This is a genomic window from Streptomyces sp. NPDC059851 (genome assembly GCF_042732005.1).
Classification (GTDB): Bacteria; Actinomycetota; Actinomycetes; order Streptomycetales; family Streptomycetaceae; genus Streptomyces.
In genome coordinates, this window is sequence record NZ_JBHWJJ010000032.1 from 30,747 (window position 1) to 57,128 (window position 26,382).

The window sequence follows — 26,382 nt, forward strand, 5'->3', positions numbered from 1 at the left end:
ATCCTCGCTCAACATCAGGCGCACTGACGCACGATCGCTCACCTGCTCTATCCCCGCACGTTCCGTTCAATCCCCAACGGAATCCCCGGAGCCCCCACATGAGCCTGTTCGTCCCTCGGCGCCTTGCTGCCGTGACCGCGCTCGCGGTCGCCGGCCTCTTCGCCTCCACCGCCCCCGCCGCACTGGCCTCGCCCACGGCGGTGACCGCGGCCCCCACCCCGCCCGACATCCCGCTGGCCAACGTCAAGGCGCACTTGACGCAGTTCCAGACCATCGCCACCAGCAACGGCGGCAACCGCGCCCACGGCAGGGCCGGTTACAAGGCTTCGATCGACTACGTGAAGGCCAAGCTGGACGCGGCCGGGTTCACCACCACCCTCCAGACGTTCACCTCCAGCGGCGCCACCGGCTACAACCTGATCGCCGACTGGCCGGGCGGCGACCCGAACTCGGTGCTGATGGCCGGCTCGCACCTGGACTCGGTCAGCTCCGGTCCGGGCATCAACGACAACGGGTCGGGGTCGGCCGCCGTGCTGGAAGCCGCGCTGGCCGTCTCGCGGGCGCAGCTCCAGCCCACCAAGCACCTGCGGTTCGGCTGGTGGGGGGCGGAGGAGCTCGGCCTGGTCGGGTCCCGGTACTACGTGAACAACCTGCCGAGCGCGGAGAGGGCGAAGATCTCCGGCTACCTGAACTTCGACATGATCGGCTCGCCGAACCCGGGGTACTTCGTCTACGACGACGACCCGACGATCGAGCAGACCTTCAAGAACTACTTCTCCGGCATCGGGGTCCCGACCGAGATAGAGACCGAGGGCGACGGGCGTTCCGACCACGCCTCCTTCAAGAACGTGGGCATACCGGTCGGCGGCCTGTTCACCGGCGCGAGCAACACCAAGACCTCGGCCCAGGCCCAGAAGTGGGGCGGCACGGCCGGCCAGTCCTTCGACCGGTGCTACCACTCCTCCTGCGACACCACCTCGAACATCAGCGACACCGCGCTGGACCGCAACGCGGACGCCGTCGCCTACGCCCTCTGGCACCTCGGGGCGGCCACCCCGGTCCCGCCCGGCCCGTCCTTCGAGAACACGGCGGACGTCAACATCCCGGACTCCCCCGGCGCCGCGGTGAACTCGCCGATCACGGTCTCCGGTGTGGCGGGCAACGCCCCGGCCACCACCAAGGTCGACGTGAACATCGTCCACACCTACCGCGGTGACCTGGTGGTCGACCTGATCGCCCCGGACGGCACCGTCTACAACCTGCACAACAGGAGCGGCGGCAGCGCCGACAACCTGGTGCAGACGTACACGGTCAACGCGTCCAGCGAGGTGGCCAACGGCGTCTGGAAGCTCCAGGTCCGGGACGTGGCGGCGCAGGACGTCGGCTACATCAACAGCTGGAAGATCACCTTCTGAGGGGTGCCCGGCGTTACGCGCCCTCGGCCGGGGCCCGGAGCGAGGCGTCCAGCGGCTCCTTGATCAGGGCGCGCAACTCCGCGGCCACGGCGGCGACATCGGCGCGACCCAGCTTCGCCGCCTCCACCAGGTCGCCGAGCTGCTCGGGCGAGGGAAGCTGCTCGGCCCCCGCCACCCGCAGGTACGAGCGGGTGGCGGCGGCCGCGTAGAACTCGTTCATCGGCGATTCCAGCGCCGGGCACACGGCGAGGGTGTGCAGGAACGCGGCGGCCCGCCACGCGGTGTCCGGGGCGGGCTGTTCGGGCACCATCACGAGGTCGTTCTGGTGCCGGGCGACCGCGGCGGCCACCCCGGAGGGATCCCAGACGGCGGGATCGGACGGGAGATGGTGGGCCAGAGCGGTCCAGGCCCACTCCATGGTGATCTTCAATGGCCGAACCGCTCCTGGAAGTAGCCCCAGTGGACGGCGAACTCCTCTATCCCCGAAAGGAAGTTCTTCCGGTCCTCGTCGAGCTCGCGCTCCGTCACCTCGGTGATCAGAGCGGTGACCGTCGTCCCCTGTGCCGCCGCGCGCGCCTTGAGGCGTTCGTGGAACTCTTCGTCCAGGCGGATGGTGACGTGTCTCGACATGCTCCCCACGGTACAGCGGGGCCGCTGTACGCACGGCCGGAACGGCCGAAGGGTGGGCAGGGACACAGTCCCCGCCCACCCTTCGGTGTGCGGCCCCACACGGCCCTGCCCGACCCCTCACGGCCCCTCACGGCCCCTCATGCCCAGGAAGCGGTCCGGGTAGCGCGGCGGCTTACTTGTTGGCCGAAGCCGCCTGCACCAGCGCGTCCTTGGTGACCGCGCCGACGTACACCTTGCCGTCGTCCGTGATCAGCGCGTTGACCAGGCGGGTCTTGAAGAGCCGGCCCTCACCGAAGCCTCCGGAGACCTTGTCCCCGAGGGAGTTGAGGAACTGCTTGGCTTCCTTGGGGGCGTTCTTGTCGTTCTCCAGCTCCTTCAGGCTGCGGCCCGCGCCCGTGTCGATCCGGGCGATGGCCGCCCACCCTTCGCCGAGGACCTTCGTCTCCCCGTTGCCACCCTTGCCGCCGGCGCCGCCGGTGATGGCGTCCAGGCCGGGGAAGGCATCGAGGCCCTTGAAGTCCTTGCCGTGGCCCGGTCCGCCCTCGGGGCCGCCGGCCTTGCCCTCGGTCACCTTGGCGCCCTTGGGCGGGGTGAAGGCGAAGGTGTCGGCGGCGGGCCGGGCGAAGTCCACCTTCGTGAAGCCCGCGTCGACGATCGGCTTGCCGCCTTCGGCCGCGAGCAGCTGCACGCGCAGCGGCACGCCGTTCTGCGCGTCCACAGCGATCTTGACGGAGCCGACCGTGGAGCCGCTCTGCTTGGGCTTGAGCACCAGCTGGTACGCGTCCCGGCCGGCCACCTGGGCGTTGTCTCCGACGCTGATGTCCGTGGTCGGGCCGGCGGCCTTGAGGATCTCCTGGGCCACCTGCTGCGGGGTGGCCCCGAGCCGGTCGCCGGTCTTCTTGTGGTCCCCGCCGGCCGCCTTGCCCGCCTCGGCGTCCTTCTCGTGCCAGACCTCGTTGGCCTTGCTGTCGTATCCCCAGACGTCCGCACCGTTGTGGATCAGGCTGTACTCGTCCTTGCCGTCCACGAACGTGATCTTCTGGCGGTCCGGTCCGTCGGCCGCGACCCGCAGCGTGTGGCTGCCGCTCGCCAGCTGCGCGAGCTTCTCCTGCGGGTCGGCGGACCCTCCGGTGACGCCCCCGCCGCCCGCCCCGCCCAGGAGGCCGCTCGCGAGCGACGGCAGGCCCAGGTCGGTGCTGATCTTGGCGCTGCCGGAGAACTGCTCCACCTCCGAGGCGGCGACCTTCTCGATCAGCTGCTGGGCCGTCACCTTCGGAAGGTCCGGGCTGCCGGCGTTGGCGAAGGCCGGGACCATCGCCACCGTCGCGGCGGCCACGCCCGCCACCGCGACCGGTACGGCGTACCGGGCGGCCTTGCGGGACTTTGCGTTCGTTGCCATGTCTGCCCTACCTCTTTGTGTACGGCGGCGGCCTTCCTTGCCTGTACGTGTCCACCCCGCGCCGCCACTCTCACCCGTTCTGGTGGGGATGTACCTCCATCTGACCAAAGAGGAGGGGGTCGGGGCGTCACTCCGCGGGCTCAACTCCGTGTACGCCCAGGGGATGACACGCAAGGGGCCCCGCATCCCCTCCCCGTAGGGGATGCGGGGCCCCTCATGTGACCTTGGTCGTACCCGGTGCTACCCGGGCGGTGGCGGTCAGCCGGCGCGGTGCACCACCGCGTCGCAGAGCTCCTCCAGCGCGGCCTTGGCGGCGCAGTCCGGCAGCGGCGCGAGCATGGCGCGGGCGTCCTGCGCGTAGCGGACGGTGTCCCGGCGGGCCTGCTCCAGCGCGGGGTGGACCCGCAGCCGGGCGAGCACCTCGGCGTGCCGGGCGTCGTCGCTGAGGTCGCCGTCCAGGAGGCGTACGAGGTCCAGGTCGGCGGGGTCGCCGCCGGCCGCGGCCATCTCGCGCAGCCGCAGCACGGGCAGGGTCGGGATGCCCTCGCGCAGGTCGGTGCCGGGCGTCTTGCCGGACTCGTGCGAGTCGGAAGCGATGTCGAGGACGTCGTCGGCGAGCTGGAAGGCGGTGCCGAGGCGTTCGCCGTACTGGGTCAAGATGTCGACGACGGACTCGTCGGCGCCGGACATGAGGGCGCCGAACCGGCCGGAGACCGCGATCAGCGAGCCGGTCTTGCCGGCGATGACGTCGAGGTAGTGGGCGACCGGGTCGCGGCCGTCGCGCGGGCCCGCGGTCTCCAGGATCTGTCCCGTCACCAGCCGCTCGAAGGCCTCGGCCTGGATGCGTACGGCCTCGGGGCCGAGGTCGGCCAGGATGTGCGAGGCGCGGGCGAAGAGGAAGTCACCCGTCAGGACGGCCACCGAGTTGCCCCAGCGGGCGTTGGCGCTGGCGACGCCGCGGCGCACGTCCGCCTCGTCCATGACGTCGTCGTGGTAGAGCGTCGCCAGATGGGTGAGCTCCACGACCACCGCGGAGGGCACGATCCCGGGCGCGTACGGGTCGCCGAAGCGGGAGGCGAGCATGACCAGCAGCGGCCGGAACCGCTTGCCGCCGGCCTTGACCAGGTGCTGCGCGGCATCGGTGATGAAGGGGACCTCGCTCTTGGTGGCCTCCAGCAGACCCGCCTCGACGGCGGCCAGTCCGGCCTGGACATCGGTCTCAAGAGCCTGGTCCCGCACGCTCAGTCCGAACGGCCCGACGACGGTCACGAGGGGTACTCCTGTCTGCTGACGATCACGCTGACGATCACCTGGATTGTCGATGTGTCGCTGCCTTCACTCAAGCCAGCCTATCGGGTCCGATTTCGATCACCGAGAGCACCCGTCATGCCGCCGTCGACGCGCTGCCACGAATACCCCGGTATGTTCGTGATGAGTCGAAGACAACCGGAGAGCGCGCCTTGTCCAGAACTGTGACCGAGAGGGAGGATCCGGCGGAGCCGGTCGCCGCGGACTGCGCCGCGGCCACCCGTACGGCGGCCGTCGGACGGTTGACGCCCGCGCGGCCCGTCCCGGTCGCCGCCGGTCCACCGAGGAGGCGGACGACCCCGTGGACGTGATCATCCGCACCGGGTTCCCCCACGAGACCGCGCGCGAGGACGTCCGCATCCCGATGCCCGACGGCGTGGAGCTGTACGCGCGGATCTGGCGGCCGCTCACCGAGGAGCCCGTCCCGGCCCTCCTTGAGTACCTGCCGTACCGGCTGACGGACTGGACGGCCCCGCGGGACGGACAGCGCCACCCCTGGTACGCGGGCCACGGCTACGCCTCGGTACGGGTGGACGTACGCGGCCACGGATGCAGCGGCGGCAGTCCGGGCCGGGCGTACGACGACCGGGAACTGACCGACGGGGTCGCGGTGGTGGAGTGGCTGGCGGCGCAGCCGTGGTGCACCGGGTCGGTGGGGATGTTCGGGATCGGGTGGGGCGGTACCAACTCCCTCCAGATCGCGGCGCTCGCCCCGGAGGCCCTCAAGGCCGTCGTCACCGTCTGCTCGACGGACGACCGCTTCGACAACGACGCGCACTACGCGGGCGGCTCGGTGCTCGCCGCGGACCTGCACGCGGCCTCGGCGACGCTGCTGGCCTTCGCCGCCCGCCCGCCGGACCCGCAGTACGTCGGCGACGGCTGGCGCGAGCAGTGGCTGGCCCGGCTGGAGTCGGTCGAACCGCCGGTCCACACCTGGCTGGCGCACCAGACGCGTGACGCCCACTGGGTGCACGGCAGCGTCTGCGAGGACTACGGGGCCGTGCGCGCGGCGGTCCTCGCCGTGGGCGGCTGGCACGACCCGTACCGGGACACCGTGCTGCGGCTGGTGACCCACCTGCCCGCCGACCGGGTGCGGGGCCTGATCGGCCCGTGGTCCCACCAGTACCCCGACCGCGGGCTGCCGCCGGGTCCGGCCATCGGCTTCCTCCAGGAGACGCTGCGCTGGTGGGACCACTGGCTGAGGGGATCCGCCAACGGGGTGATGGACGAGCCCCTGCTGCGGTCCTGGATCTCCTCCTCGCACCCGCCGGCGACCACGTACGAGCTGCTGCCCGGCCGCTGGGCCGGCGACCCGGCCTGGCCCTCCCCCGCCGTCACCTCCGTCACGTACGGGCTGCAGGGCGCGCCGGTGGCCGTGGCCTCGCCGCAGCACACGGGCCTGGACGCGGGGCGGTTCCGCCCGTACGGCAACGACGCCGACCTGCCGCCCGACCAGCGGGAGGAGGACGCGAAGTCCGCGTGCTTCGAGTTCCCGGTGGCGGGCGCGACGCCCCTGGAGATCCTGGGCCGCCCGCAGGTCACCCTGCGCCTGCGCATGGACGTCCCGTTCGGGCAGGTGGCCGCCCGCCTCTGCGACGTCGCGCCGGACGGCTCGTCCACGCTGGTCACGCGGGGTGCACTGAACCTCTCGGCGCGGCTGGGCCGGGACCGGGCGGTGCCGTGGCCGGTGGGCGCCTACGAGGACGTGGTGTTCGAGCTGAACGGCATCGGGCACGCCTTCGCGCCGGGCCACCGCATCCGCCTCGCCCTGTCCTCGGCGTACTGGCCGTGGATCTGGCCGCGGGCCGGCTCGGAGGCCGGCTGGACGCTGGACCCGGCGGGCAGTGCCCTGGTGCTCCCGGTGCGCTTCCCCTCCCCCGCGACGGACGGCGCCGTCGTCTTCGGGCCGCCGGAGCAGGCGCCACCGTTGCCGGTGGCGGTCCCGGCCACGCTGGACGAGCCGCGGCCGGAGCGGGTGGTCGTACGGGACGTCGCGCGCGGGGCGTGGCGGCTGGAGGTGGACCCGCGGTACGGCGGGACCCGCGCGTACCCGGACGGACTGGAGTCCGGGGAGGAGGTGAGCGAGGTGTACGAGATCCGGGACGGGGACGCCCTGTCGGCCCGGACCCGCTCCACGTGGCGGATCCGGTTGCACCGGCCCGAGCCGGTCTGGGACGTGCGGATCGAGACCCGCTCGGAAATCGGCTGCGACGGGACCTCGTTCCTCACCTCCGACGAGCTGGTGTGCCGGGAGGGGGAGGAGGTCGTCTTCCACCGCACGTGGGAGCGCCGCCTGCCGCGCACCGCGGGGTGAGGGGGGCCGCGGCCGGCCGCGCCGGCCGGTCAGCCGAAGAGCCGCTCCAGGACCACCGCGATGCCGTCGTCCTCGTTCGACAGCGTCACCTCGTCCGCGACGGCGACCAGTTCGCGGTGGGAGTTCGCCATGGCGACCCCGTGCGCCGCCCACGCGAACATCGGGATGTCGTTCGGCATGTCCCCGAAGGCGATGGTGCGCGAACCCCCGACCCCCAGCACCTCGGCCGCCAGGGCCAGCCCGCTCGCCTTGTCCACCCCGAGCGGCTGGAGCTCCACCGTGTGCTCCCCCGCCATGGTCACGTTGACCATGTGGCCGACGACCCCCCGGGCCACCTCGGTGAGCTCGTCGTCGTCGAGCTCCGGGTGCTGGAGCAGCACCTTGTTGATGGGTGCGGTCCACAGGTCGGCCCGCTGCCGCACCCGCACCGTCGGCAGGTGGGGGTGCGGCATCCGGTATCCGGGCCCTATCAGCATCGCGGCGTCCACCCCCTCCTGGTCGACCGCCGCCCAGACCTCTCCGATCTCGGCCTCGATCTTGCCGAGTGCCTCCTCCGCCAGCTCCCGCTCCATCTCGACGGCGTGCAGCAGGTTCCCGCGCGCTGCGTCGTACACCTGCGCGCCCTGTCCGCACACCGCGAGCCCCGTATACCCAAGGCTGTCAAGGACATGGCGCACCTGCGGAACGGGGCGCCCGGTGACGATGATGTGCTGGGCGCCGGCGGCGCGGGCCGTCGCGAGCGCGGCGTACGAGCGGGCGGAGACGGTGTCTCCGGCGCGCAGCAGGGTCCCGTCCAAGTCAGTGGCGATCAGAGAGAAAGGGGGGGCCGAAGGCGGGGCGGAAGTCACGGCGCAAGGATACGGACCCCAGTGGACAAGTCCTACAAATAGCGCCCGAATCCCGCCTCCCGCAGGCCCCAGCAGCCACGTAACGTATCAACCAGCCCCCGGGACACCCCCCGGGCCGCATCGAAAGCGAGGCAGTACCCCATGCCCCAGCAGAGCCCCCTCGATGTCCCCGAGGGCGACCCGTTCGGGCCGCACAACCTCCCGTACGGCGTCTTCTCCACGGACGGCGACTCCCGCCGCCGGATCGGCGTGCGCATCGGCGGGCACGTGCTCGACGCGGGGGCGACCGCGGACGCGCTCGGCTCCCCGTACGCCGGCCTGCTCGGGCAGCCCTCGCTCAACCCGCTGCTGGCCGCGGGCCGCACCGCCTGGCGCGACGTGCGCCGCGCCCTGACCGCCTGGGTCACCGACCCCGGCCACCGGGCGACGGTCGAGGCCCACCTGCTGCCCCTCGACGCGGTCACGATGCACCTGCCGTACGAGGTCGCCGACTACGTCGACTTCTACGCCAGCGAGCACCACGCCACCAACGTGGGCCGGATGTTCCGCCCCGACGGTGAGCCGCTCACCCCCAACTGGAAGCACCTGCCGATCGGTTACCACGGCCGCTCGGGCACCATCGTCGTCTCCGGCACCGACGTCGTCCGCCCCTCCGGCCAGCGCAAGACCCCCGCCGACGCGGCACCGGTCTTCGGCCCCTCGGTCAAGCTCGACATCGAAGCCGAGGTCGGCTTCGTCGTCGGCACCCCCTCCGAGCTGGGCAGCCCCGTCGCACTCGGCGACTTCGAGGACCACGTCTTCGGCCTGTTCCTCCTCAACGACTGGTCCGCGCGCGACATCCAGGCCTGGGAGTACGTGCCGCTGGGCCCCTTCCTCGGCAAGTCCTTCGCCACCTCCGTATCCGCCTGGGTGACCCCGCTGGAGGCCCTCGACGCGGCCCGCGTCGCCCCGCCGGCCCGCGACTTCCCGCTGCTGCCCTACCTCGACGACGCCGACGCCGACCGGCCCGGCGGCTTCGACCTGCACATCACCGTCTCCATCAACGGGCAGGAAGTCGCGCAGCCGCCGTTCGCGACGATGTACTGGACCGCCGCCCAGCAGCTCGCCCACATGACGGTCAACGGCGCCTCCCTGCGCACCGGCGACGTGTACGGCTCCGGCACCGTCAGCGGCCCCGAGGTCGCCCAGCGCGGCTCCTTGCTGGAGCTGACGTGGAACGGCCGCGACGCCATCGAGCTGGCCGAGGGCAAGCGCACCTTCCTGGAGGACGGCGACACCGTCACCATGACCGCCTGGGCCCCGGGCCCGGAGGGCACCCGCGTGGGCCTCGGCGAGGTCACGGGCCGCATCGTGGCCTCCCGCTAGCCCGTCTCCACGGCCCGCGCACTGCGGCGGGGTGGCGGCCCGCCCCGCCGCCCCGCCGAGCCGTCAGGGGACGGACCCCGCCGGACGGCACGTCCGCCGCATATGCCGACCGCCCATGCCAGCGACACATGGTCAACACGCGACCGCCCGCTCACACGTGCGGGCGGTCCCGCGCCGTTCCCCGGCGATACGCTGGACGGACTGGCGAGACTCCAGTTCATGGGAGCACTGATGAACCCGGAATACAGCTGGCCGGAACCCCCGGAGGGCGGCTGGACGGCGGACGACCTGGACACGCTTCCGAATCTGCCTCCGCACACGGAGCTGATCGACGGGAGCCTGGTTTTCGTAAGTCCGCAGACCCGCTTTCACGTGCGCGCGGTGAGTTTCTTCGAATGGCAATTGCGGACTTTGGCGCCGGCGGCCTTGATGTCCTTCGGGAGTTCACCATCGACATCGACCGGCGAAATCGCCCGGAACCGGACGTGATCGTGGCGCCCGAGGAAGACGACTAGAATCCGAACCAGACCCGGCTTCCCGCCGAGTCCGTCCGGCTCGCGATTGAAGTGGTGTCTCCAGAATCGGTCAGCCGTGACCGCGAGACCAAACCTGTGAAGTACGCCCGCGCCAAGATCCCGCACTTCTGGCGAGTCGAGAACCAGGATGGCCGGGCAGTGGTCTACGTCTTCGAGCGCGAACCGGCTACCGGCTCTTATACGAGCACCGGCATCTTCCACGACCGCCTCAAGGTCTCCGTGCCATTCCCCATCGACCTGGACCTCACCGGAATCATGCAGAAGCGCCAACGGCCCGAGTAGCCTCTGGCGCGGACACGGCAAGGGCCCGGCTCCCCCGAGGGAGCCGGGCCCCGGCACATCCACCCGACGACCGGTCAGCGGACGAAGGTGCTCGCCTGGCCCGCCAGGTCCAGGAAGTACTGCGGCGCCACGCCCAGGACCAGGGTGACGGCGACGCCCACCGCGATGGTCGTCATCGTCAGCGGCGACGGCACCGCCACCGTCGGCCCCTCCGCCTTCGGCTCGCTGAAGAACATCAGGACGATCACCCGGACGTAGAAGAACGCGGCGATCGCCGACGAGATGACGCCGACGACGACCAGCGCACCTGCACCGCCCTCCGCCGCCGCCTTGAACACGGCGAACTTCCCGGAGAAACCGGAGGTGAGCGGGATGCCCGCGAAGGCCAGCAGGAACACCGCGAAGACGGCCGCGGTCAGCGGCGAACGGCGCCCGAGGCCCGCCCACTTCGACAGGTGCGTGGCCTCGCCGCCCGCATCGCGCACCAGCGTGACCACCGCGAACGCGCCGATCGTCACGAAGGAGTAGGCGAGCAGGTAGAACAGCACCGACTGGACGCCCTCCGCCGACGTGGCGATCACACCGGCCAGGATGAAGCCGGCGTGCGCGATCGAGGAGTAGGCCAGCAGGCGCTTGACGTCGGTCTGGGTCACCGCGATCACCGCGCCGGCCAGCATCGTCACGATCGCCACGCCCCACATCACAGGCCGCCAGTCCCACCGCAGGCCCGGCAGGACCACGTACAGCAGCCGCAGCAACGCGCCGAACGCGGCCACCTTCGTCGCCGCAGCCATGAAGCCGGTGACCGGCGTCGGGGCGCCCTGGTAGACGTCCGGGGTCCACATGTGGAAGGGGACCGCGCCGACCTTGAACAGCAGGCCCATCAGCACGAGCGCCCCGCCGATCAGCAGCAGCACGTCGTTGCCCATGGTGTCGGCGAGGGCCGGGTCGAGCCGCGCGACGGTGCCGTCCACCACGTCCGCGATGGCCGCGTACGAGACGGAGCCCGCGTAGCCGTAGAGCAGCGCGATGCCGAAGAGGAGGAACGCCGAGGAGAAGGCGCCGAGCAGGAAGTACTTGACCGCCGCCTCCTGCGAGACCAGCCGGTGGCGGCGGGCGAGGGCGCACAGCAGGTACAGCGGGAGGGAGAAGACCTCCAGGGCGACGAACAGGGCCAGCAGGTCGTTGGCCGCCGGGAAGATCAGCATGCCGGCGACCGCGAACAGGGCGAGGGGGAAGACCTCGGTGGTCGTGAAACCGGCCTTGACGGCGGCCTTCTCGCTGTCGCTTCCGGGTACGGACGCCGCCTGGGCGGCGAAGGAGTCCACCCGGTTGCCGTGCGCCGCCGGGTCCAGGTGGCGCTCGGCGAAGGTGAACAGGGCGACGAGCGAGGCCAGCAGGACGGTGCCCTGCAGGAACAGGGCCGGCCCGTCCACGGCGAGGGCGCCCATGGCCGCGGTGTGCGCCTTCTCGCCCGCGTAGCCGGCCGCCGCGAGGCCGACGACCGCCGCGAAGGCGGAGGCCAGGGCGGCGACGGCGAGGAACACCTGGACGTAGTAGCGGGCGGTGCGCGGGACGAAGGCCTCGACGAGGACGCCGAGGATGGCCACGCCCACCACGATCAGCGTGGGCGCGAGCTGGGCGTACTCGATGTGCGGGGCCGGGATCTTGTCCACCGGGGCCTGCGCGGCGACCGCCCACAGGCCGTGGGCCGACGTCATGGTGCTCACTTCGCCGCCTCCCCGTTCTTCGCCTCGACAGCCACCTCGGGCTTCGGGTCGGTCTGTTTGACGTCCGCCATGGTGTACTCCACCGCCGGGTTGACGATCTCGGTGAGCGGCTTCGGGTAGACGCCCAGCCCGATCAGCAGCGCGATCAGCGGGGCGACGACGAGCAGTTCGCGTGCCCGCAGGTCCGGCATGCCGCCGACCCCGTCCCTGACCGGGCCGGTCATGGTGCGCTGGTACAGGACCAGCGTGTACAGGGCGGCCAGCACGATGCCGAGCGTGGCGATGACGCCGATGACCGGGTACCGGGCGAACGTGCCGACGATGACAAGGAATTCGCTGACGAACGGGGCGAGCCCGGGCAGCGACAGGGTGGCGAGGCCGCCGATCAGGAAGGTGCCGGCCAGGACCGGGGCGACCTTCTGCACGCCGCCGTAGTCGGCGATGAGCCGCGAGCCGCGCCGGGAGATCAGGAACCCGGCGACGAGCATCAGGGCCGCGGTGGACAGGCCGTGGTTGACCATGTAAAGCGTCGCGCCCGACTGCCCCTGCGAGGTCATCGCGAAGATGCCCAGGATGATGAACCCGAAGTGCGAGATCGACGCGTACGCGACCAGCCGCTTGATGTCGCGCTGCCCGACGGCGACGAGCGCGCCGTACACGATGCTGACCAGGGCCAGGACGAGGACCACCGGGGTGGCCCACTTGCTGGCGTCGGGGAACAGGCCGAGGCAGAAGCGGAGCATCGCGAAGGTGCCGACCTTGTCGACGACCGCGGTGATCAGCACGGCGACCGGGGCGGTGGCCTCGCCCATCGCGTTCGGCAGCCAGGTGTGCAGCGGCCACAGCGGGGCCTTGACCGCGAAGGCGAAGAAGAAGCCGAGGAAGAGGAGCCGCTCGGTGGTGGCCGACATGTCCAGGGTGCCGGCGGCGCGGGCGGCGGTGATCTCCTGGAGGGAGAAGTTCCCGGCGACCACGTACAGCCCGATGACCGCGGCCAGCATGATCAGGCCGCCGGCCAGGTTGTAGAGGAGGAACTTGACCGCCGCGTACGAGCGCTGCGCGGCCGCGTTCTCGTCCGAGCCCGCATGGGCCCGGTCTCCGAAGCCACCGATGAGGAAGTACATCGGGATGAGCATGGCCTCGAAGAAGATGTAGAAGAGGAAGACGTCGGTGGCCTCGAACGAGATGATCACCATCGCCTCGACCATCAGGATCAGGGCGAAGAAGCCCTGCGTCGGCCGCCAGCGCGAGGAGTGGGTCTCCAGGGGGTCCGCGTCGTGCCAGCCGGCCGCGATGACGAACGGCACCAGCAGCGCCGTCAGCCCGATCAGCGCCACCCCGATGCCGTCGACTCCGAGCTGGTAGCGGACGCCGAAGTCGGCGATCCAGGCGTGGGACTCGGTGAGCTGGTAGCGGTCGCCGTTCGGGTCGAAGCGGACGGCGACGAGCACGGCCAGGGCCAGGGTGGCCAGCGAGAAGAGCAGGGCGAGCCATTTGGCGGCGGTCCGGCGGGCGGCCGGGACGGCCGCCGTGAGGACCGCTCCGACCGCGGGGACCGCGGCCGTCACCGTCAACAGGGGAAGGGACATCTCACACCGCCCTCATCAGCAGGGTCGCGGCGATGAGGATCGCCGTGCCCCCGAACATCGAGACCGCGTAGCTGCGGGCGTAGCCGTTCTGCAGCTTGCGCAGGCGGCCCGACAGGCCGCCGACCGAGGCGGCCGTCCCGTTGACCACGCCGTCGACCAGGCTGTGGTCGACGTAGACGAGCGAGCGGGTCAGGTGCTCGCCGCCGCGCACCAGCACGACGTGGTTGAAGTCGTCCTGGAGGAGGTCCCGGCGGGCGGCCCGGGTGAGCAGGCTGCCGCGCGGGGCGGTGACCGGGACCGGCCGGCGGCCGTACATCGCCCAGGCGGTCCCGACGCCGATGACGAGGCAGGCCATCGTCGCGAGGGTCACCGTGAGGGCGCTGACCGGCGGGTGTCCGTGCTCGTACCCGGTGACGGGCTCCAGCCAGTTCAGGAAGCGGTCGCCGATCACGAAGAACGCGCCCGCGAAGACCGATCCGAAGGCCAGCAGGACCATCGGGGCGGTCATGGACTTCGGGGACTCGTGCGGGTGCGGGAGTTCCCCGGCGTGGTGCTCGGCCCCGGGCTCGACGCCCGGCACGGAGTCGGCGTCGGGCGCCGGCTGCCAGCGCTTCTCCCCGAAGAAGGTCATCAGCATGACCCGGGTCATGTAGAAGGCGGTGATGGCCGCGCCGAGCAGGGCCACCGAGCCGAGGATCCAGCCCTCGGTGCCGCCCTTCGCGAAGGCCGCCTCGATGATCTTATCCTTGGAGAAGAAGCCGGACAGGCCGGGGAAGCCGATGATGGCGAGGTAGCCGAGCCCGAACGTGACGAACGTGACCGGCATGTACCGGCGCAGGCCGCCGTACTTGCGCATGTCGACCTCGTCGTTCATCCCGTGCATCACGGAACCGGCGCCGAGGAAGAGGCCCGCCTTGAAGAAGCCGTGCGTGACCAGGTGCATGATCGCGAACACGTAGCCGATCGGGCCGAGGCCCGCGGCGAGGATCATGTAGCCGATCTGCGACATCGTCGACCCGGCGAGGGCCTTCTTGATGTCGTCCTTCGCACAACCGACGATCGCACCGAAGAGCAGCGTGACCGCGCCGACGATGGTGACGACGAGCTGTGCGTCCGGCGCCCCGTTGAAGATCGCCGCGGAGCGGACGATCAAGTAGACGCCGGCGGTGACCATCGTCGCCGCGTGGATGAGGGCCGAGACCGGGGTCGGGCCCTCCATCGCGTCACCGAGCCAGGACTGCAGCGGTACCTGCGCCGACTTGCCGCAGGCGGCGAGCAGCAGCATCAGGCCGATCGCCGTCAGCGTCCCCTCGGAGGCCCCGTCCGCGGAGGCGAACACCGGCCCGAACGCGAACGTCCCGAACGTGGTGAACATCAGCATGATCGCAATGGACAGGCCGATGTCGCCGACCCGGTTGACCAGGAAGGCCTTCTTCGCGGCGGTCGCCGCGCTGGGCTTGTGCTGCCAGAAGCCGATGAGGAGGTACGAGGCGAGGCCCACGCCCTCCCAGCCGACGTACAGCAGCAGGTAGTTGTCGGCGAGGACCAGCAACAGCATCGCCGCGAGGAACAGGTTGAGGTAGCCGAAGAAGCGGCGGCGGCGTTCGTCGTGCTCCATGTACCCGATCGAGTACACGTGAATGAGCGTGCCCACACCGGTGATGAGCAGGACGAACGTCATCGACAGCTGGTCCAGCCGGAACGCGACGTCGGCCTGGAAGCCCTCCACCGGGATCCAGCTGTACAGGAACTGCCGCAGGGTCCGCTCGTCGGCCGGCCGCCCCAGCATGTCGGCGAACAGGACGGCGCCGACACCGAAGGAGACCGCCGCGAGCACGGTGCCGAGCCAGTGCCCGGTCTTGTCGAGGCGCCGCCCGCCGCACAGCAGCACCGCCGCACCGAGCAGGGGCGCCGCCACGAGCAGCGCGATCAGATTGTCCACTGTGTACGCCCCTTACAGCTTCATCAGGCTGGCGTCGTCGACCGAGGCCGAGTGGCGGGTGCGGAAGAGCGACACGATGATCGCGAGGCCCACCACGACCTCCGCGGCGGCGACGACCATAGTGAAGAACGCGATGATCTGGCCGTCGAGGTTGCCGTGCATCCGCGAGAAGGCGACGAACGCGAGGTTGCAGGCGTTGAGCATCAGCTCGACGCACATGAACAGCACGACCGCGTTCCTGCGGATCAGCACTCCCGCGGCCCCGATGGTGAACAGCAGGGCCGCGAGGTACAGGTAGTTGACCGGGTTCACTTCGGGGCCTCCTCACGGCCGAGCCGCTCCGCCGCGCGCTGCTCCAGCGCCTTCAGGTCCGACAGGGCCTCGTCGGAGACGTCCCGGACCTGCCCGCGGGCCCGGAGCGTCTTGCTGACCGTCAGCTCGGACGGGGTACCGTCCGGCAGCAGGCCCGCGACGTCCACCGCGTTGTGCCGGGCGTAGACGCCGGGCGCGGGCAACGGCGGGAGCTGGACGCCCTCGCGGACGCGCCGCTCGGACAGCTCGCGCTGGGTGGCGGCCCGTTCGGTGCGCTCGCGGTGGGTGAGCACCATCGCGCCGACGGCCGCGGTGATCAGCAGCGCGCCGGTGATCTCGAAGGCGAACACGTACCGGGTGAAGATCAGCGCGGCCAGGCCCTCGACGTGCCCGGCCGAGTTGACCCGGCCGAGCCCGTTCCAGTGGTTCAGCGAGGCGTTGGCGATACCGGCGATCAGCAGGACGCCGAAGCCGAGCCCGCACAGCACGGCCAGCCAGCGCTGCCCCTTGATGGTCTCCTTCAGCGAGTCCGCGGCGGTGACGCCGACCAGCATGACCACGAAGAGGAAGAGCATCATGATCGCGCCGGTGTAGACGATGACCTGGACCACGCCCAGGAAGTACGCCCCGTTGGCGAGGTAGAACACCGCCAGGACGATCATCGTCCCGGCCAGGCTCAGCGCACTGTGCACGGCCTTCTTCATCAGGATCGTCGCCAGCGCGCCGATCACGGCGACCGTGCCGAGGATCCAGAACTGCACGGCCTCACCGGCCGAGGTGACCGAGGCCGCACCCGCGGCGAGCGCGCTCACGCCCCCGCCCCCTCGGCCGGGCCGCCGTGGGCGGCCTTCTCCTTCGGGACCTCGCCCTTGGACACCGCGACCTGCCGCTCCGTGCCGGGCGCCGCCCCCGTGACCAGACCGCGGTAGTAGTCCTGCTCGTCCGTACCCGGGTACATCGCGTGCGGCGCCTCGACCATGCCCTCGGTCAGCCCCGCGAGCAGCTGCTCCTTGGTGTAGATGAGGGACTCGCGGCTGGCGTCGGCCAGCTCGAACTCGTTCGTCATCGTCAGCGCCCGCGTCGGGCACGCCTCGATGCACAGCCCGCACAGGATGCAGCGGGCGTAGTTGATCTGGTAGACGCGGCCGTACCGCTCGCCCGGGGAGTAGCGCTCCTCCTCGGTGTTGTCCGCGCCCTCCACGTAGATGGCGTCCGCGGGGCAGGCCCAGGCGCACAGCTCGCACCCGATGCACTTCTCCAGACCGTCCGGGTGCCGGTTGAGCTGGTGCCGTCCGTGGAAGCGCGGGGCGGTGGTCTTCTGCTGCTCCGGGTACTGCTCGGTGAGGCGCTTCTTGAACATGGCCTTGAAGGTCACGCCGAAGCCGGCCACCGGGTTCTGCCACTTCTCGTCAGACATTCTCAGCACCCTCCTCTCGGTCACTGTCAGAATTCGCCCCGCCACTGACGATCAGCTCCCGCCCCTGGCGGGGCCGCCTGCGCGGTACGGGTGCCAGCTGCTGGCCGGGCTTGGGGGGTACGGGGAATCCGCCCGCGAGCGGGTCGAAGGGCTCGGCCGCGGCGGCCGCGCCCGACCGCCGGTCCTCGGCCTTCTCCTTGCGGTCGCGCAGCACGTCGGCGACGAAGGACAGCAGCAGGATCACGAGGACCGCGCCGCCGACGTACAGGACGATCTGCGAGAAGTCGTAGGCCTCGTTGCGCAGCGCCCGGACGGTCGCCACCAGCATCAGCCACAGGACGGAGACCGGGATGAGGACCTTCCAGCCGAGCTTCATCAACTGGTCGTAGCGGACGCGGGGCAGGGTGCCGCGCAGCCAGATGAAGAAGAACAGCAGCAGCTGCACCTTGATGACGAACCACAGCAGCGGCCACCAGCCGTGGTTGGCGCCCTCCCAGAAGCTGCTGATCGGGTACGGGGCCCGCCAGCCACCGAGGAACAGGGTGACCGAGACCGCCGAGACGGTGACCATGTTGACGTACTCCGCCAGCATGAACATCGCGAACTTGATCGACGAGTACTCGGTGTTGAAGCCGCCGACGAGGTCGCCCTCGGACTCCGGCATGTCGAACGGGGCGCGGTTCGTCTCGCCGACCATCGTGACGACGTAGATGATGAACGACACCGGCAGCAGCACGATGAACCAGCGGTCCGCCTGCGCCTCCACGATCGCCGACGTCGACATCGACCCGGAGTAGAGGAAGACGGAGGCGAAGGCCGCGCCCATCGCGATCTCGTAGCTGATCATCTGGGCGCAGGAGCGCAGGCCCCCGAGCAGCGGGTACGTGGAGCCGGACGACCAGCCGGCCAGCACGATGCCGTAGATGCCGACCGAGGCCACCGCGAGGACGTACAGCATCGCGATGGGCAGGTCGGTCAGCTGCATCGTGGTGCGCTGCCCGAAGATCGAGACCTCGTCGCCTGGGGGACCGAAGGGGATCACCGCGATCGCCATGAACGCGGGTACCGCCGCGACGATCGGCGCCAGCACGTAGACGACCTTGTCGGCGCGCTTGACGATGACGTCTTCCTTGAGCATCAGCTTCACGCCGTCGGCGAGCGACTGGAGCATGCCCCAGGGGCCGTGCCGGTTGGGGCCGATGCGCAGCTGCATCCAGGCGACGACCTTGCGCTCCCACACGATGGAGAACAGCACGGTCACCATCAGGAAGGCGAAGCAGAACACCGCCTTGACGACGATGAGCCACCAGGGGTCCCGGCCGAACACGGACAGGTCCTCGGCAGCGAGCTGTACCGCGTTCACGCGCCCACCTCCGCAGTGGTGCCGCCTGCGCCGGCCGGGGTCGCCGGGCCGATCCGTACGAGGGTGCCCGGCAGGGCGCCGGTGTCGGCGCGCACGCCCGAGCCGGTGGAGTTCAGCGGCAGCCAGACCACCCGGTCGGGCATCTGCGTGATCCGCAGCGGGAGTTCCACGGTGCCGGACGGGCCGGTCACCGCGAGGACGTCGCCGTCCTTGACGCCGGTCTCGGTGGCGGTGGCGGCCGACAGCCGGGCCGCGGCCTCGTGCCGGGTGCCCGCCAGGGCCTCGTCGCCCTCCTGCAGCAGGCCCCGGTCGAGGAGCAGCCGGTGGCCGGCGAGGACCGCCTCGCCCGCGCCGGGGCGGGGCGTCGGCCCGGCCGGCGCCGGGTGCGCCGAGGCCCGTTCCCCGGTCCACGGCCCGAGCCGGTCGATCTCCCGGCGGACGGCGTGCACGTCGGGCAGGGCGAGCGGCCGGTCGGCGGCGTCGGCGAGCATGTGCAGCACGCGGGCGTCGGCCGGGGCGAGCGGGCGGGTCATCTGGTCGGGCTTGAGGGCGGCCTCGAACGGGCGGACCCGGCCCTCCCAGTTGATGAACGTGCCGGCCTTCTCCGCGACGGCGGCGACCGGGAAGACCACGTCCGCGTACTCGGTGACCTCGCCGGGCCGCAGTTCGAGGCTGACCGTGAAGGCCTCCTGCAGGGCGGTCCGCGCCAGCCCCGGGTCGGGCAGGTCGGCGACCTCGACGCCCGCGACGACCAGGGCGGTCAGCTCGCGGCGGGCCGCGGCCCCGACGATCTGGCCGGTGTCGCGGCCGTAGCGGTGCGGGAGTTCGTCCAGGCCCCAGGCGGCCGCGACCTCCTCGCGGGCCCGCGGGTCGGTGGCCGGGCGGCCGCCGGGCAGCAACGCCGGCAGCGCACCCGCCTCGATCGCGGCCCGCTCGCCGGCCCGGCGGGGGATCCACACCAGCCGGGCACCGGTCGCGGCGGCCGCCCGGACCGCGGCGGTCAGCCCGCCGGGCGCCCCGGCCAGGCGCTCCCCGACGACGATGACGGCGCCGGGCTCGCGCAGCGCGGCGGCGGCCGCCTCGCCGGACTCCTCCAGGCCGGTCCGCGAGACCAGCGCGTCGAGCCACTCCGGCTCGGTACCGGGGGCCGCGGGCAGCAGCGTGCCGCCCGCCTTGGCGAGGCCGCGGGTGGCGAACGGGGCGAGGGCGAAGGTCCGCTGCTTCCGTTTGCGGTGGGCCTTGCGGAGCCTCAGGAAGACGCCGGGGGCCTCCTCCTCCGCCTCGATGCCGAGGAGGAGCACGGCGGGCGCCGCCTCCAGGCCGGCGTACGAGAGCCCCTGCCCGGAGAGGTCCACCCCGTGTCCGGCGACCTCGGAGGCCAGGAAATCGGCCTCCTCCGCGCTGTGTACCCGGGCCCGGAAGTCGATGTCGTTGGTGTCCAGCACCACCCGCGCGAACTTGGCGTACGCGTAGGCGTCCTCGACGGTGAGCCGCCCGCCGGTGAGCACGCCGGCCCGGCCGCGCGCTGCGGCGAGCCCGACGGCCGCCGCCTCCAGCGCCTCGGGCCAGCTCGCCGGCTCCAGGACGCCCGCGGCGCTCCTGACCAGCGGGGTGGTCAGCCGGTCCGGGCGCTGCGCGTACCGGAAGGCGAACCGGCCCTTGTCGCAGATCCACTCCTCGTTGACCTCGGGGTCCTCGGCGGCCATCCGCCGCAGCACCTTGCCGCGCCGGTGGTCGGTACGGGTCGCGCAGCCGCCCGCGCAGTGCTCGCACACGCTCGGGGAGGAGACGAGGTCGAAGGGCCGGGAGCGGAACCGGTACGCGGCCGAGGTGAGGGCGCCGACCGGGCAGATCTGGATGGTGTTGCCGGAGAAGTACGACTCGAAGGGGTCGCCCTCGCCGGTGCCGACCTGCTGGAGCGCCCCGCGCTCCAGGAGTTCGATCATCGGGTCACCGGCGACCTGGTTGGAGAAGCGGGTGCAGCGGGCGCACAGCACGCACCGCTCGCGGTCCAGCAGCACCTGCGTGGAGATCGGGACCGGCTTCTCGTAGGTGCGCTTCTTCCCCTCGAAGCGGGAGTCGGCGTTGCCGTGGGACATCGCCTGGTTCTGCAGCGGGCACTCGCCGCCCTTGTCGCAGACCGGGCAGTCCAGCGGGTGGTTGATGAGCAGCAGTTCCATCACCCCGCGCTGGGCCTTCTCGGCGACGGGGGAACTGAGCTGCGTCCGGACGACCATGCCGTCGGTGCAGGTGATGGTGCAGGAGGCCATCGGCTTGCGCTGGCCCTCGACCTCGACGATGCACTGCCGGCAGGCGCCGACCGGGTCGAGGAGGGGGTGGTCGCAGAACCGGGGGATCTCGATGCCGATCTGCTCGGCGGCCCGGATGACCAGGGTTCCCTTGGGCACCGACAGTTCGACTCCGTCGATGGTGAGGGAAACCGTGTCCTCCGGCGGCACCGCGGCCGCTCCGCCACCGCTGGGGGCGTTCGTGGCGACGGTCATGCGTTCACCTCCCTGTCGGCCCAGAGGGTCGACTTCCTGGGGTCGAAGGGGCAGCCCTTGCCCGTGATGTGCTGCTCGTACTCCTCGCGGAAGTACTTCAGCGAGGAGAAGATCGGGCTGGCGGCGCCGTCACCGAGCGCGCAGAATGACTTGCCGTTGATGTTGTCGGCGATGTCGTTCAGCTTGTCGAGGTCGGACAGGACGCCCTTGCCGGCCTCGATGTCGCGGAGCAGCTGGACCAGCCAGTACGTGCCCTCGCGGCACGGGGTGCACTTGCCGCAGGACTCGTGCGCGTAGAACTCGGTCCACCGGGTCACCGCGCGCACCACGCAGGTCGTCTCGTCGAAGCACTGCAGCGCCTTGGTGCCGAGCATCGACCCGGCCGCGCCGACGCCCTCGTAGTCGAGGGGCACGTCCAGGTGCTCGGCGGTGAACATGGGGGTGGAGGAGCCGCCCGGGGTCCAGAACTTCAGCCGGTGGCCGGCGCGCATCCCGCCGCTCATGTCGAGGAGCTGGCGCAGGGTGATGCCGAGCGGGGCCTCGTACTGGCCGGGAGCGGCGACGTGCCCGGAGAGCGAGTACAGGGTGAAGCCGGGGGACTTCTCGGTCCCCATCGCCTTGAACCAGTCCTTGCCCTTGCCCAGGATCGCGGGAACCGACGCGATGGACTCGACGTTGTTGACGACAGTGGGGCACGCGTAGAGCCCCTCGACGGCAGGGAAGGGGGGACGCAGCCGGGGCTGACCGCGCCGGCCTTCGAGGGAGTCGAGGAGGGCCGTCTCCTCGCCGCAGATGTACGCGCCCGCTCCCGCGTGCACCGTGATGTCGAGCTTCATCCCGCTCCCGAGGACGTCGTCCCCGAGGTAGCCGGCCTCGTACGCCTCGCGCACCGCCCCGTGCAGGCGCCGCAGGACCGGCACGACCTCACCGCGCAGGTAGATGAAGGCGTGTTCCGACCGGATCGCGTAGCAGGCGATGACCATTCCCTCGATGAGGGAGTGCGGGTTGGCGAAGAGAAGGGGGATGTCCTTGCAGGTTCCCGGCTCCGACTCGTCCGCGTTCACGACGAGGTAGTGCGGCTTTCCGTCGCCCTGCGGGATGAACTGCCATTTCATCCCCGTGGGGAAGCCCGCGCCGCCGCGTCCGCGCAGACCGGAGTCCTTCACGTACGCGATGACCTCGTCCGGGGTCATGGTGAGGGCCTTGCGCAGGCCCTCGTAGCCCTCGTGGCGCCGGTAGGTCTCCAGCGTCCACGACTGCGGTTCGTCCCAGAACGCCGACAGCACGGGGGCCAGCAGCTTCTCCGGACTGGTGCCGTTCTCGTGCATCGCAGTGGTCACCGTCATCACTCCCCCTCCTCGCCGGCCGCCTCGCCGCGCGGGTGCACGACCTTGCCGTGGTGCGGAGCCTCGCCTCGCGCGATGCGCAGCCCGATCAAGGAGGCGGGGCCGGCGCCGCCGCTCGCCTCGACGGCGCCGGGCCGTTCGTCGGGGAAGCCGGCCAGGATCCGGGCGGTCTCCTTGTACGTGCACAGGGGCGCGCCCCGGGTCGGTTCGACGGGGCGGCCGGCGCGGAGGTCGTCGACGAGGGCCTTGGCGGACTCGGGGGTCTGGTTGTCGAAGAACTCCCAGTTGACCATCACGACGGGGGCGTAGTCGCAGGCGGCGTTGCACTCGATGTGTTCGAGGGTGACCTTGCCGTCGTCGGTGGTCTCGTTGTTGCCGATCCCGAGGTGGTCCTTGAGCTCCTCGAAGATGGCGTCGCCGCCCATGACGGCGCACAGCGTGTTGGTGCAGACGCCGACCTGGTAGTCGCCGGAGGGCCGGCGCCGGTACATCGTGTAGAAGGTGGCGACGGCGGTGACCTCGGCGGTGGTCAGACCGAGCGTCTCGGCGCAGAACCGGATGCCGGTGGGCGAGACGTGGCCCTCCTCGGACTGGGTGAGGTGCAGCAGCGGCAGGAGGGCGGAGCGGCTGTCGGGGTAGCGGGCGATGACGTCCGCGGCGTCGGCCGCCAGCCGCGCGCGGACCTCCGCCGGATAGTCGGGGGCGGGCAGCCGGGGCATGCCCAGGCTCACCTCTCGACGGGCGGGATTGGCTGTCATCGGTCGACGCCTCCCATCACGGGGTCGATGGAGGCGACGGCGACGATGACGTCGGCGACCTGGCCGCCCTCGCACATCGCGGCCATGGCCTGCAGGTTGGTGAAGGACGGGTCGCGGAAGTGGACCCGGTAGGGGCGGGTGCCGCCGTCGGAGACGACGTGGACGCCGAGTTCGCCCTTGGGGGACTCGACGGCCGCGTAGGCCTGCCCGGCCGGCACCCGGAAGCCTTCGGTCACCAGCTTGAAGTGGTGGATGAGGGCCTCCATGGAGGTGCCCATGATGTTCTTGATGTGGTCGAGCGAGTTGCCGAGCCCGTCGGGGCCCATCGCGAGCTGCGCCGGCCAGGCGATCTTCTTGTCGGCGACCATGACGGGGCCGGGCTCCAGCCGGTCCAGGCACTGCTCGACGATCCGCAGGGACTGGCGCATCTCCTCCAGGCGGATCAGGAACCGCCCGTACGAGTCGCAGGTGTCGGTGGTCGGCACGTCGAACTCGTAGGTCTCGTAGCCGCAGTACGGGTCCGCCTTGCGCAGGTCGTGCGGCAGGCCGGCGGAGCGCAGGATGGGGCCGGTGGCGCCGAGGGCCATGCAGCCGGTGAGGTCGAGGTAGCCGACGTCCTGCATGCGGGCCTTGAAGATGGGGTTGCCGGTGGCCAGCTTGTCGTACTCGGGCAGGTTCCTCTTCATGGTCTTGAGGAAGTCGCGCAGCTGGTCCACGGCGCCGGGGGGCAGGTCCTGGGCGAGGCCGCCGGGGCGGATGAACGCGTGGTTCATGCGCAGGCCGGTGATCAGCTCGTAGATGTCGAGGATCAGCTCGCGGTCCCGGAAGCCGTAGATCATGATCGTGGTGGCGCCGAGTTCCATGCCGCCGGTGGCGATGCACACCAGGTGGGAGGAGAGCCGGTTGAGCTCCATCAGCAGGACGCGCAGGACGGTGGCGCGGTCGGGGACCTGGTCGGTGATGCCGAGCAGCTTCTCGACGCCGAGGCAGTACGCCGTCTCGTTGAAGAACGGCGTGAGGTAGTCCATGCGCGTGACGAAGGTGGTGCCCTGCGTCCAGTTCCGGAATTCGAGGTTCTTCTCGATGCCGGTGTGGAGGTAGCCGATGCCGCAGCGGGCCTCGGTGACCGTCTCGCCGTCAATCTCCAGGATGAGGCGGAGCACTCCGTGGGTGGAAGGGTGCTGAGGACCCATGTTGACGACGATGCGCTCGTCGTCCGCCTTGGCCGCGGACTGGACGATCTCGTCCCAGTCGCCGCCGGTGACCGTGTAGACGGTGCCCTCGGTGGTCTCGCGGGCGACGGAGAGCGGCGTCCCGGAAGGACTCGTCGAGGAGCGGTGGCCGGGCGACGGGTGGGCGTGGTTCGAGGTGTGGGACATCAGCTGTACGACCTCCGCTGGTCGGGAGCCGGGATCTGGGCGCCCTTGTACTCGACGGGAATGCCGCCGAGCGGGTAGTCCTTGCGCTGCGGGAAGCCCTGCCAGTCGTCCGGCATCATGATCCGGGTGAGGGCCGGGTGCCCGTCGAAGACCAGGCCGAAGAAGTCGTACGTCTCGCGCTCGTGCCAGTCGTTGGTCGGGTAGACGGGGACGAGCGAGGGGACGTGAGGGTCGCCGTCCGGGGCGGACACCTCCAGGCGCACGGTCCGGCCGTGGGTGATCGAGCGCAGGTGGTAGACGGCGTGCAGCTCGCGGCCCCGGTCCTCGGGGTAGTGGACGCCGCTGACGCCGGTGCACAGTTCGAAGCGCAGGGCGGGGTCGTCGCGGAGGGTGGACGCCACCCGTACGAGGTGCTCGCGGGCGACGTGGAAGGTGAGCTCGCCGCGGTCGACGACCGTCTTCTCGATGGCGTTGGCGGGGAGCAGGTCCTGTTCCTCCAGGGCCCCTTCGAGCTCGTCGGCCACCTCGTCGAAGTAGGAGCCGTACGGGCGGCTGCTCGGGCCGGGCAGGGCGACGGTGCGGACGAGGCCGCCGTAGCCGCTGGTGTCCCCGCCGCCCCGGGCGCCGAACATGCCCTTGCGGACGCCGATCACCTCGGGGCCGGTCGCGGACTCCCGCGGGGCGGGAACGTTGTTCCCGTTGCCGCTGCCGTTCCCGTTGCCGTGGTCTGGGGTGGTCTCGCTCACCGGAGCAGCCCCTTCATCTCGATGGTGGGGAGCGCCTTGAGGGCCGCGGCCTCGGCCTCGCGGGCCGCCTCTTCCCGGTTCACCCCGAGCTTGGAGGTCTGGATCTTGTGGTGGAGCTTGAGGATCGCGTCCACCAGCATCTCGGGGCGGGGCGGGCAACCGGGCAGGTAGATGTCCACCGGGACGATGTGGTCGACGCCCTGGACGATCGCGTAGTTGTTGAACATTCCGCCCGAAGATGCACAAACCCCCATGGAGATGACCCATTTGGGAGCGGGCATCTGGTCGTACACCTGCCGCAGCACCGGCGCCATCTTCTGACTGACCCGGCCGGCCACGATCATGAGGTCAGCCTGGCGCGGGGAGCCGCGGAAGACCTCCATGCCGAAGCGGGCCAGGTCGTACCGGCCCGCACCAGTGGTCATCATCTCGATGGCGCAGCAGGCCAGGCCGAAGGTGGCCGGGAAGACGGACGCCTTGCGCACCCAGCCCGCGGCCTGTTCGACGGTGGTCAGCAGGAAGCCGCTCGGCAGCTTTTCTTCCAGTCCCATGGGAATTCAGTCCCTCAGTCCCATTCCAGGCCGCCGCGGCGCCAGACGTAGGCGTAGGCGACGAAGACGGTGAGCACGAAGAGCAGCATCTCGACGAGCCCGAAGAGCCCCAGGGCGTCGAAGGTGACGGCCCAGGGGTAGAGGAAGACAACCTCGATGTCGAAGACGATGAAGAGCATCGCCGTCAGGTAGTACTTGATGGGGAAGCGGCCACCGCCGGCCGGCGTGGGGGTCGGCTCGATACCGCACTCGTACGCTTCGAGCTTCGCCCGGTTGTACCGCTTCGGGCCGATCAGCGTGGCCATGACCACGGAGAAGATCGCAAACCCTGCGCCTAGGGCGCCGAGCACGAGGATGGGCGTGTAGGCATTCACGCTCCTCGCTCCTTCCAGTCGTCCTTGACCGTTGGACCGCTGCGCCGGTGCCACTGCCCCGCCCCGCGAAGATCACGCTTCTGATCGCGCGCTTGCATGTGAGGCAGTTCACAAGCCGGGCTGGTGCGCATCCTATGCCCGTCGATCTGTGATCTGCGACACGGGTGACAACACCGAGTTTGTGATCTCCACCACCCGGCGAACGATCATGAAGTCCAATGAGTAGTGATCTTCATACGCAAGGCATCCACTTGATCACCAAACGTGACATCCC

General features: G+C 70.9%; 22 protein-coding genes and 1 pseudogene. 4 read left to right on the plus strand and 19 right to left on the minus strand.

The genetic code is table 11. From position 1 onward, the window contains the following. The first annotated feature begins 98 nt into the window (after positions 1-98). Positions 99-1,415 carry a M28 family metallopeptidase gene (locus ACFV7Q_RS14195; RefSeq protein WP_385428126.1) on the plus strand — a complete coding sequence of 439 codons (1,317 nt, stop codon included), beginning with the start codon at positions 99-101 and terminating at the stop codon, positions 1,413-1,415. Positions 1,416-1,428: 13 nt separating this feature from the next. On the opposite strand, the gene ACFV7Q_RS14200 is transcribed toward ACFV7Q_RS14195, so the two are convergent. From ACFV7Q_RS14200 to ACFV7Q_RS14215, 4 genes are all read right to left on the minus strand, one after another. Then, complete coding sequence (locus ACFV7Q_RS14200; protein WP_385428129.1) at positions 1,429-1,845, minus strand: hypothetical protein; 417 nt, start codon at positions 1,843-1,845, stop codon at positions 1,429-1,431. Next, the gene (locus ACFV7Q_RS14205; protein ID WP_385428132.1) at positions 1,842-2,045 is read right to left on the minus strand and encodes a plasmid partition protein ParG; all 204 of its coding nucleotides are present in this window, start codon (positions 2,043-2,045) and stop codon (positions 1,842-1,844) included. The genes ACFV7Q_RS14200 and ACFV7Q_RS14205 overlap by 4 nt, the downstream gene beginning before the upstream one ends. Before the next feature lie 172 nt (positions 2,046-2,217). After that, positions 2,218-3,444 carry an outer membrane lipoprotein carrier protein LolA gene (locus tag ACFV7Q_RS14210; RefSeq protein ID WP_385428135.1) on the minus strand — a complete coding sequence of 409 codons (1,227 nt, stop codon included), beginning with the start codon at positions 3,442-3,444 and terminating at the stop codon, positions 2,218-2,220. Positions 3,445-3,702: 258 nt separating this feature from the next. Continuing rightward, a complete protein-coding gene (locus tag ACFV7Q_RS14215; RefSeq protein WP_385428138.1) occupies positions 3,703-4,713 on the minus strand; it encodes a polyprenyl synthetase family protein in 1,011 nt (336 codons plus the stop codon). Positions 4,714-5,059: 346 nt separating this feature from the next. Here ACFV7Q_RS14215 and ACFV7Q_RS14220 point away from each other — a divergent pair, with 346 nt between their 5' ends. Next, positions 5,060-7,066 (plus strand): CocE/NonD family hydrolase, encoded by a 2,007-nt coding sequence (locus ACFV7Q_RS14220; RefSeq protein ID WP_385428224.1) that lies wholly within the window; start codon positions 5,060-5,062, stop codon positions 7,064-7,066. 29 nt (positions 7,067-7,095) lie between these two features. Here ACFV7Q_RS14220 and ACFV7Q_RS14225 read toward each other — a convergent pair whose 3' ends face one another. Next, a complete protein-coding gene (locus ACFV7Q_RS14225; RefSeq protein WP_385428141.1) occupies positions 7,096-7,914 on the minus strand; it encodes an HAD family hydrolase in 819 nt (272 codons plus the stop codon). A gap of 141 nt (positions 7,915-8,055) precedes the next feature. Here ACFV7Q_RS14225 and fahA point away from each other — a divergent pair, with 141 nt between their 5' ends. Both fahA and ACFV7Q_RS14235 read left to right on the plus strand, forming a co-directional pair. Next, positions 8,056-9,279, plus strand: a complete 1,224-nt coding sequence (fahA, locus tag ACFV7Q_RS14230; RefSeq protein WP_385428143.1) for a fumarylacetoacetase — start codon at positions 8,056-8,058, stop codon at positions 9,277-9,279. A gap of 219 nt (positions 9,280-9,498) precedes the next feature. Beyond that, a pseudogene (locus ACFV7Q_RS14235) lies at positions 9,499-10,097 on the plus strand (Uma2 family endonuclease). A 74-nt stretch (positions 10,098-10,171) separates the two neighbouring features. Here the strand turns inward: ACFV7Q_RS14235 and nuoN are convergent. From nuoN to ACFV7Q_RS14305, 14 genes are read right to left on the minus strand one after another with little or no spacing between them, the layout of a single operon-like run. Then, on the minus strand, positions 10,172-11,818 hold the full coding sequence (gene nuoN / locus ACFV7Q_RS14240) for an NADH-quinone oxidoreductase subunit NuoN (RefSeq protein ID WP_385428227.1): 1,647 nt from the start codon (positions 11,816-11,818) through the stop codon (positions 10,172-10,174). 5 nt (positions 11,819-11,823) lie between these two features. Then, the gene (locus tag ACFV7Q_RS14245) at positions 11,824-13,416 is read right to left on the minus strand and encodes an NADH-quinone oxidoreductase subunit M (RefSeq protein ID WP_385428145.1); all 1,593 of its coding nucleotides are present in this window, start codon (positions 13,414-13,416) and stop codon (positions 11,824-11,826) included. A gap of 1 nt (position 13,417) precedes the next feature. Next, on the minus strand, positions 13,418-15,358 hold the full coding sequence (gene nuoL / locus ACFV7Q_RS14250; protein WP_385428148.1) for an NADH-quinone oxidoreductase subunit L: 1,941 nt from the start codon (positions 15,356-15,358) through the stop codon (positions 13,418-13,420). Between the two features lie 12 nt (positions 15,359-15,370). Continuing rightward, complete coding sequence (gene nuoK / locus ACFV7Q_RS14255; protein WP_385428151.1) at positions 15,371-15,670, minus strand: NADH-quinone oxidoreductase subunit NuoK; 300 nt, start codon at positions 15,668-15,670, stop codon at positions 15,371-15,373. Further along, the gene (locus ACFV7Q_RS14260) at positions 15,667-16,482 is read right to left on the minus strand and encodes an NADH-quinone oxidoreductase subunit J (RefSeq protein WP_385428154.1); all 816 of its coding nucleotides are present in this window, start codon (positions 16,480-16,482) and stop codon (positions 15,667-15,669) included. The genes nuoK and ACFV7Q_RS14260 overlap by 4 nt, the downstream gene beginning before the upstream one ends. Then, positions 16,479-17,087 carry an NADH-quinone oxidoreductase subunit NuoI gene (gene nuoI / locus ACFV7Q_RS14265; protein WP_385428157.1) on the minus strand — a complete coding sequence of 203 codons (609 nt, stop codon included), beginning with the start codon at positions 17,085-17,087 and terminating at the stop codon, positions 16,479-16,481. The genes ACFV7Q_RS14260 and nuoI overlap by 4 nt, the downstream gene beginning before the upstream one ends. Next, a complete protein-coding gene (gene nuoH / locus ACFV7Q_RS14270; protein WP_385428160.1) occupies positions 17,080-18,450 on the minus strand; it encodes an NADH-quinone oxidoreductase subunit NuoH in 1,371 nt (456 codons plus the stop codon). The genes nuoI and nuoH overlap by 8 nt, the downstream gene beginning before the upstream one ends. Further along, complete coding sequence (locus tag ACFV7Q_RS14275; RefSeq protein WP_385428163.1) at positions 18,447-20,954, minus strand: NADH-quinone oxidoreductase subunit G; 2,508 nt, start codon at positions 20,952-20,954, stop codon at positions 18,447-18,449. Before ACFV7Q_RS14275 ends, nuoH begins: the two co-directional genes overlap by 4 nt. Then, complete coding sequence (gene nuoF / locus ACFV7Q_RS14280) at positions 20,951-22,300, minus strand: NADH-quinone oxidoreductase subunit NuoF (protein ID WP_385428165.1); 1,350 nt, start codon at positions 22,298-22,300, stop codon at positions 20,951-20,953. Before nuoF ends, ACFV7Q_RS14275 begins: the two co-directional genes overlap by 4 nt. Then, positions 22,300-23,058 (minus strand): NADH-quinone oxidoreductase subunit NuoE, encoded by a 759-nt coding sequence (gene nuoE, locus ACFV7Q_RS14285; protein ID WP_385428168.1) that lies wholly within the window; start codon positions 23,056-23,058, stop codon positions 22,300-22,302. The genes nuoF and nuoE overlap by 1 nt, the downstream gene beginning before the upstream one ends. Further along, positions 23,055-24,437, minus strand: a complete 1,383-nt coding sequence (locus ACFV7Q_RS14290) for an NADH-quinone oxidoreductase subunit D (protein WP_385428171.1) — start codon at positions 24,435-24,437, stop codon at positions 23,055-23,057. The genes nuoE and ACFV7Q_RS14290 overlap by 4 nt, the downstream gene beginning before the upstream one ends. Further along, entirely contained in the window at positions 24,437-25,183 is a 747-nt protein-coding gene (locus ACFV7Q_RS14295; protein ID WP_385428174.1) for an NADH-quinone oxidoreductase subunit C, read from the minus strand. The genes ACFV7Q_RS14290 and ACFV7Q_RS14295 overlap by 1 nt, the downstream gene beginning before the upstream one ends. Next, a complete protein-coding gene (locus ACFV7Q_RS14300; protein WP_385428176.1) occupies positions 25,180-25,734 on the minus strand; it encodes a NuoB/complex I 20 kDa subunit family protein in 555 nt (184 codons plus the stop codon). The genes ACFV7Q_RS14295 and ACFV7Q_RS14300 overlap by 4 nt, the downstream gene beginning before the upstream one ends. Before the next feature lie 14 nt (positions 25,735-25,748). Beyond that, a complete protein-coding gene (locus tag ACFV7Q_RS14305; RefSeq protein WP_385428179.1) occupies positions 25,749-26,108 on the minus strand; it encodes an NADH-quinone oxidoreductase subunit A in 360 nt (119 codons plus the stop codon). Positions 26,109-26,382: the final 274 nt, after the last annotated feature.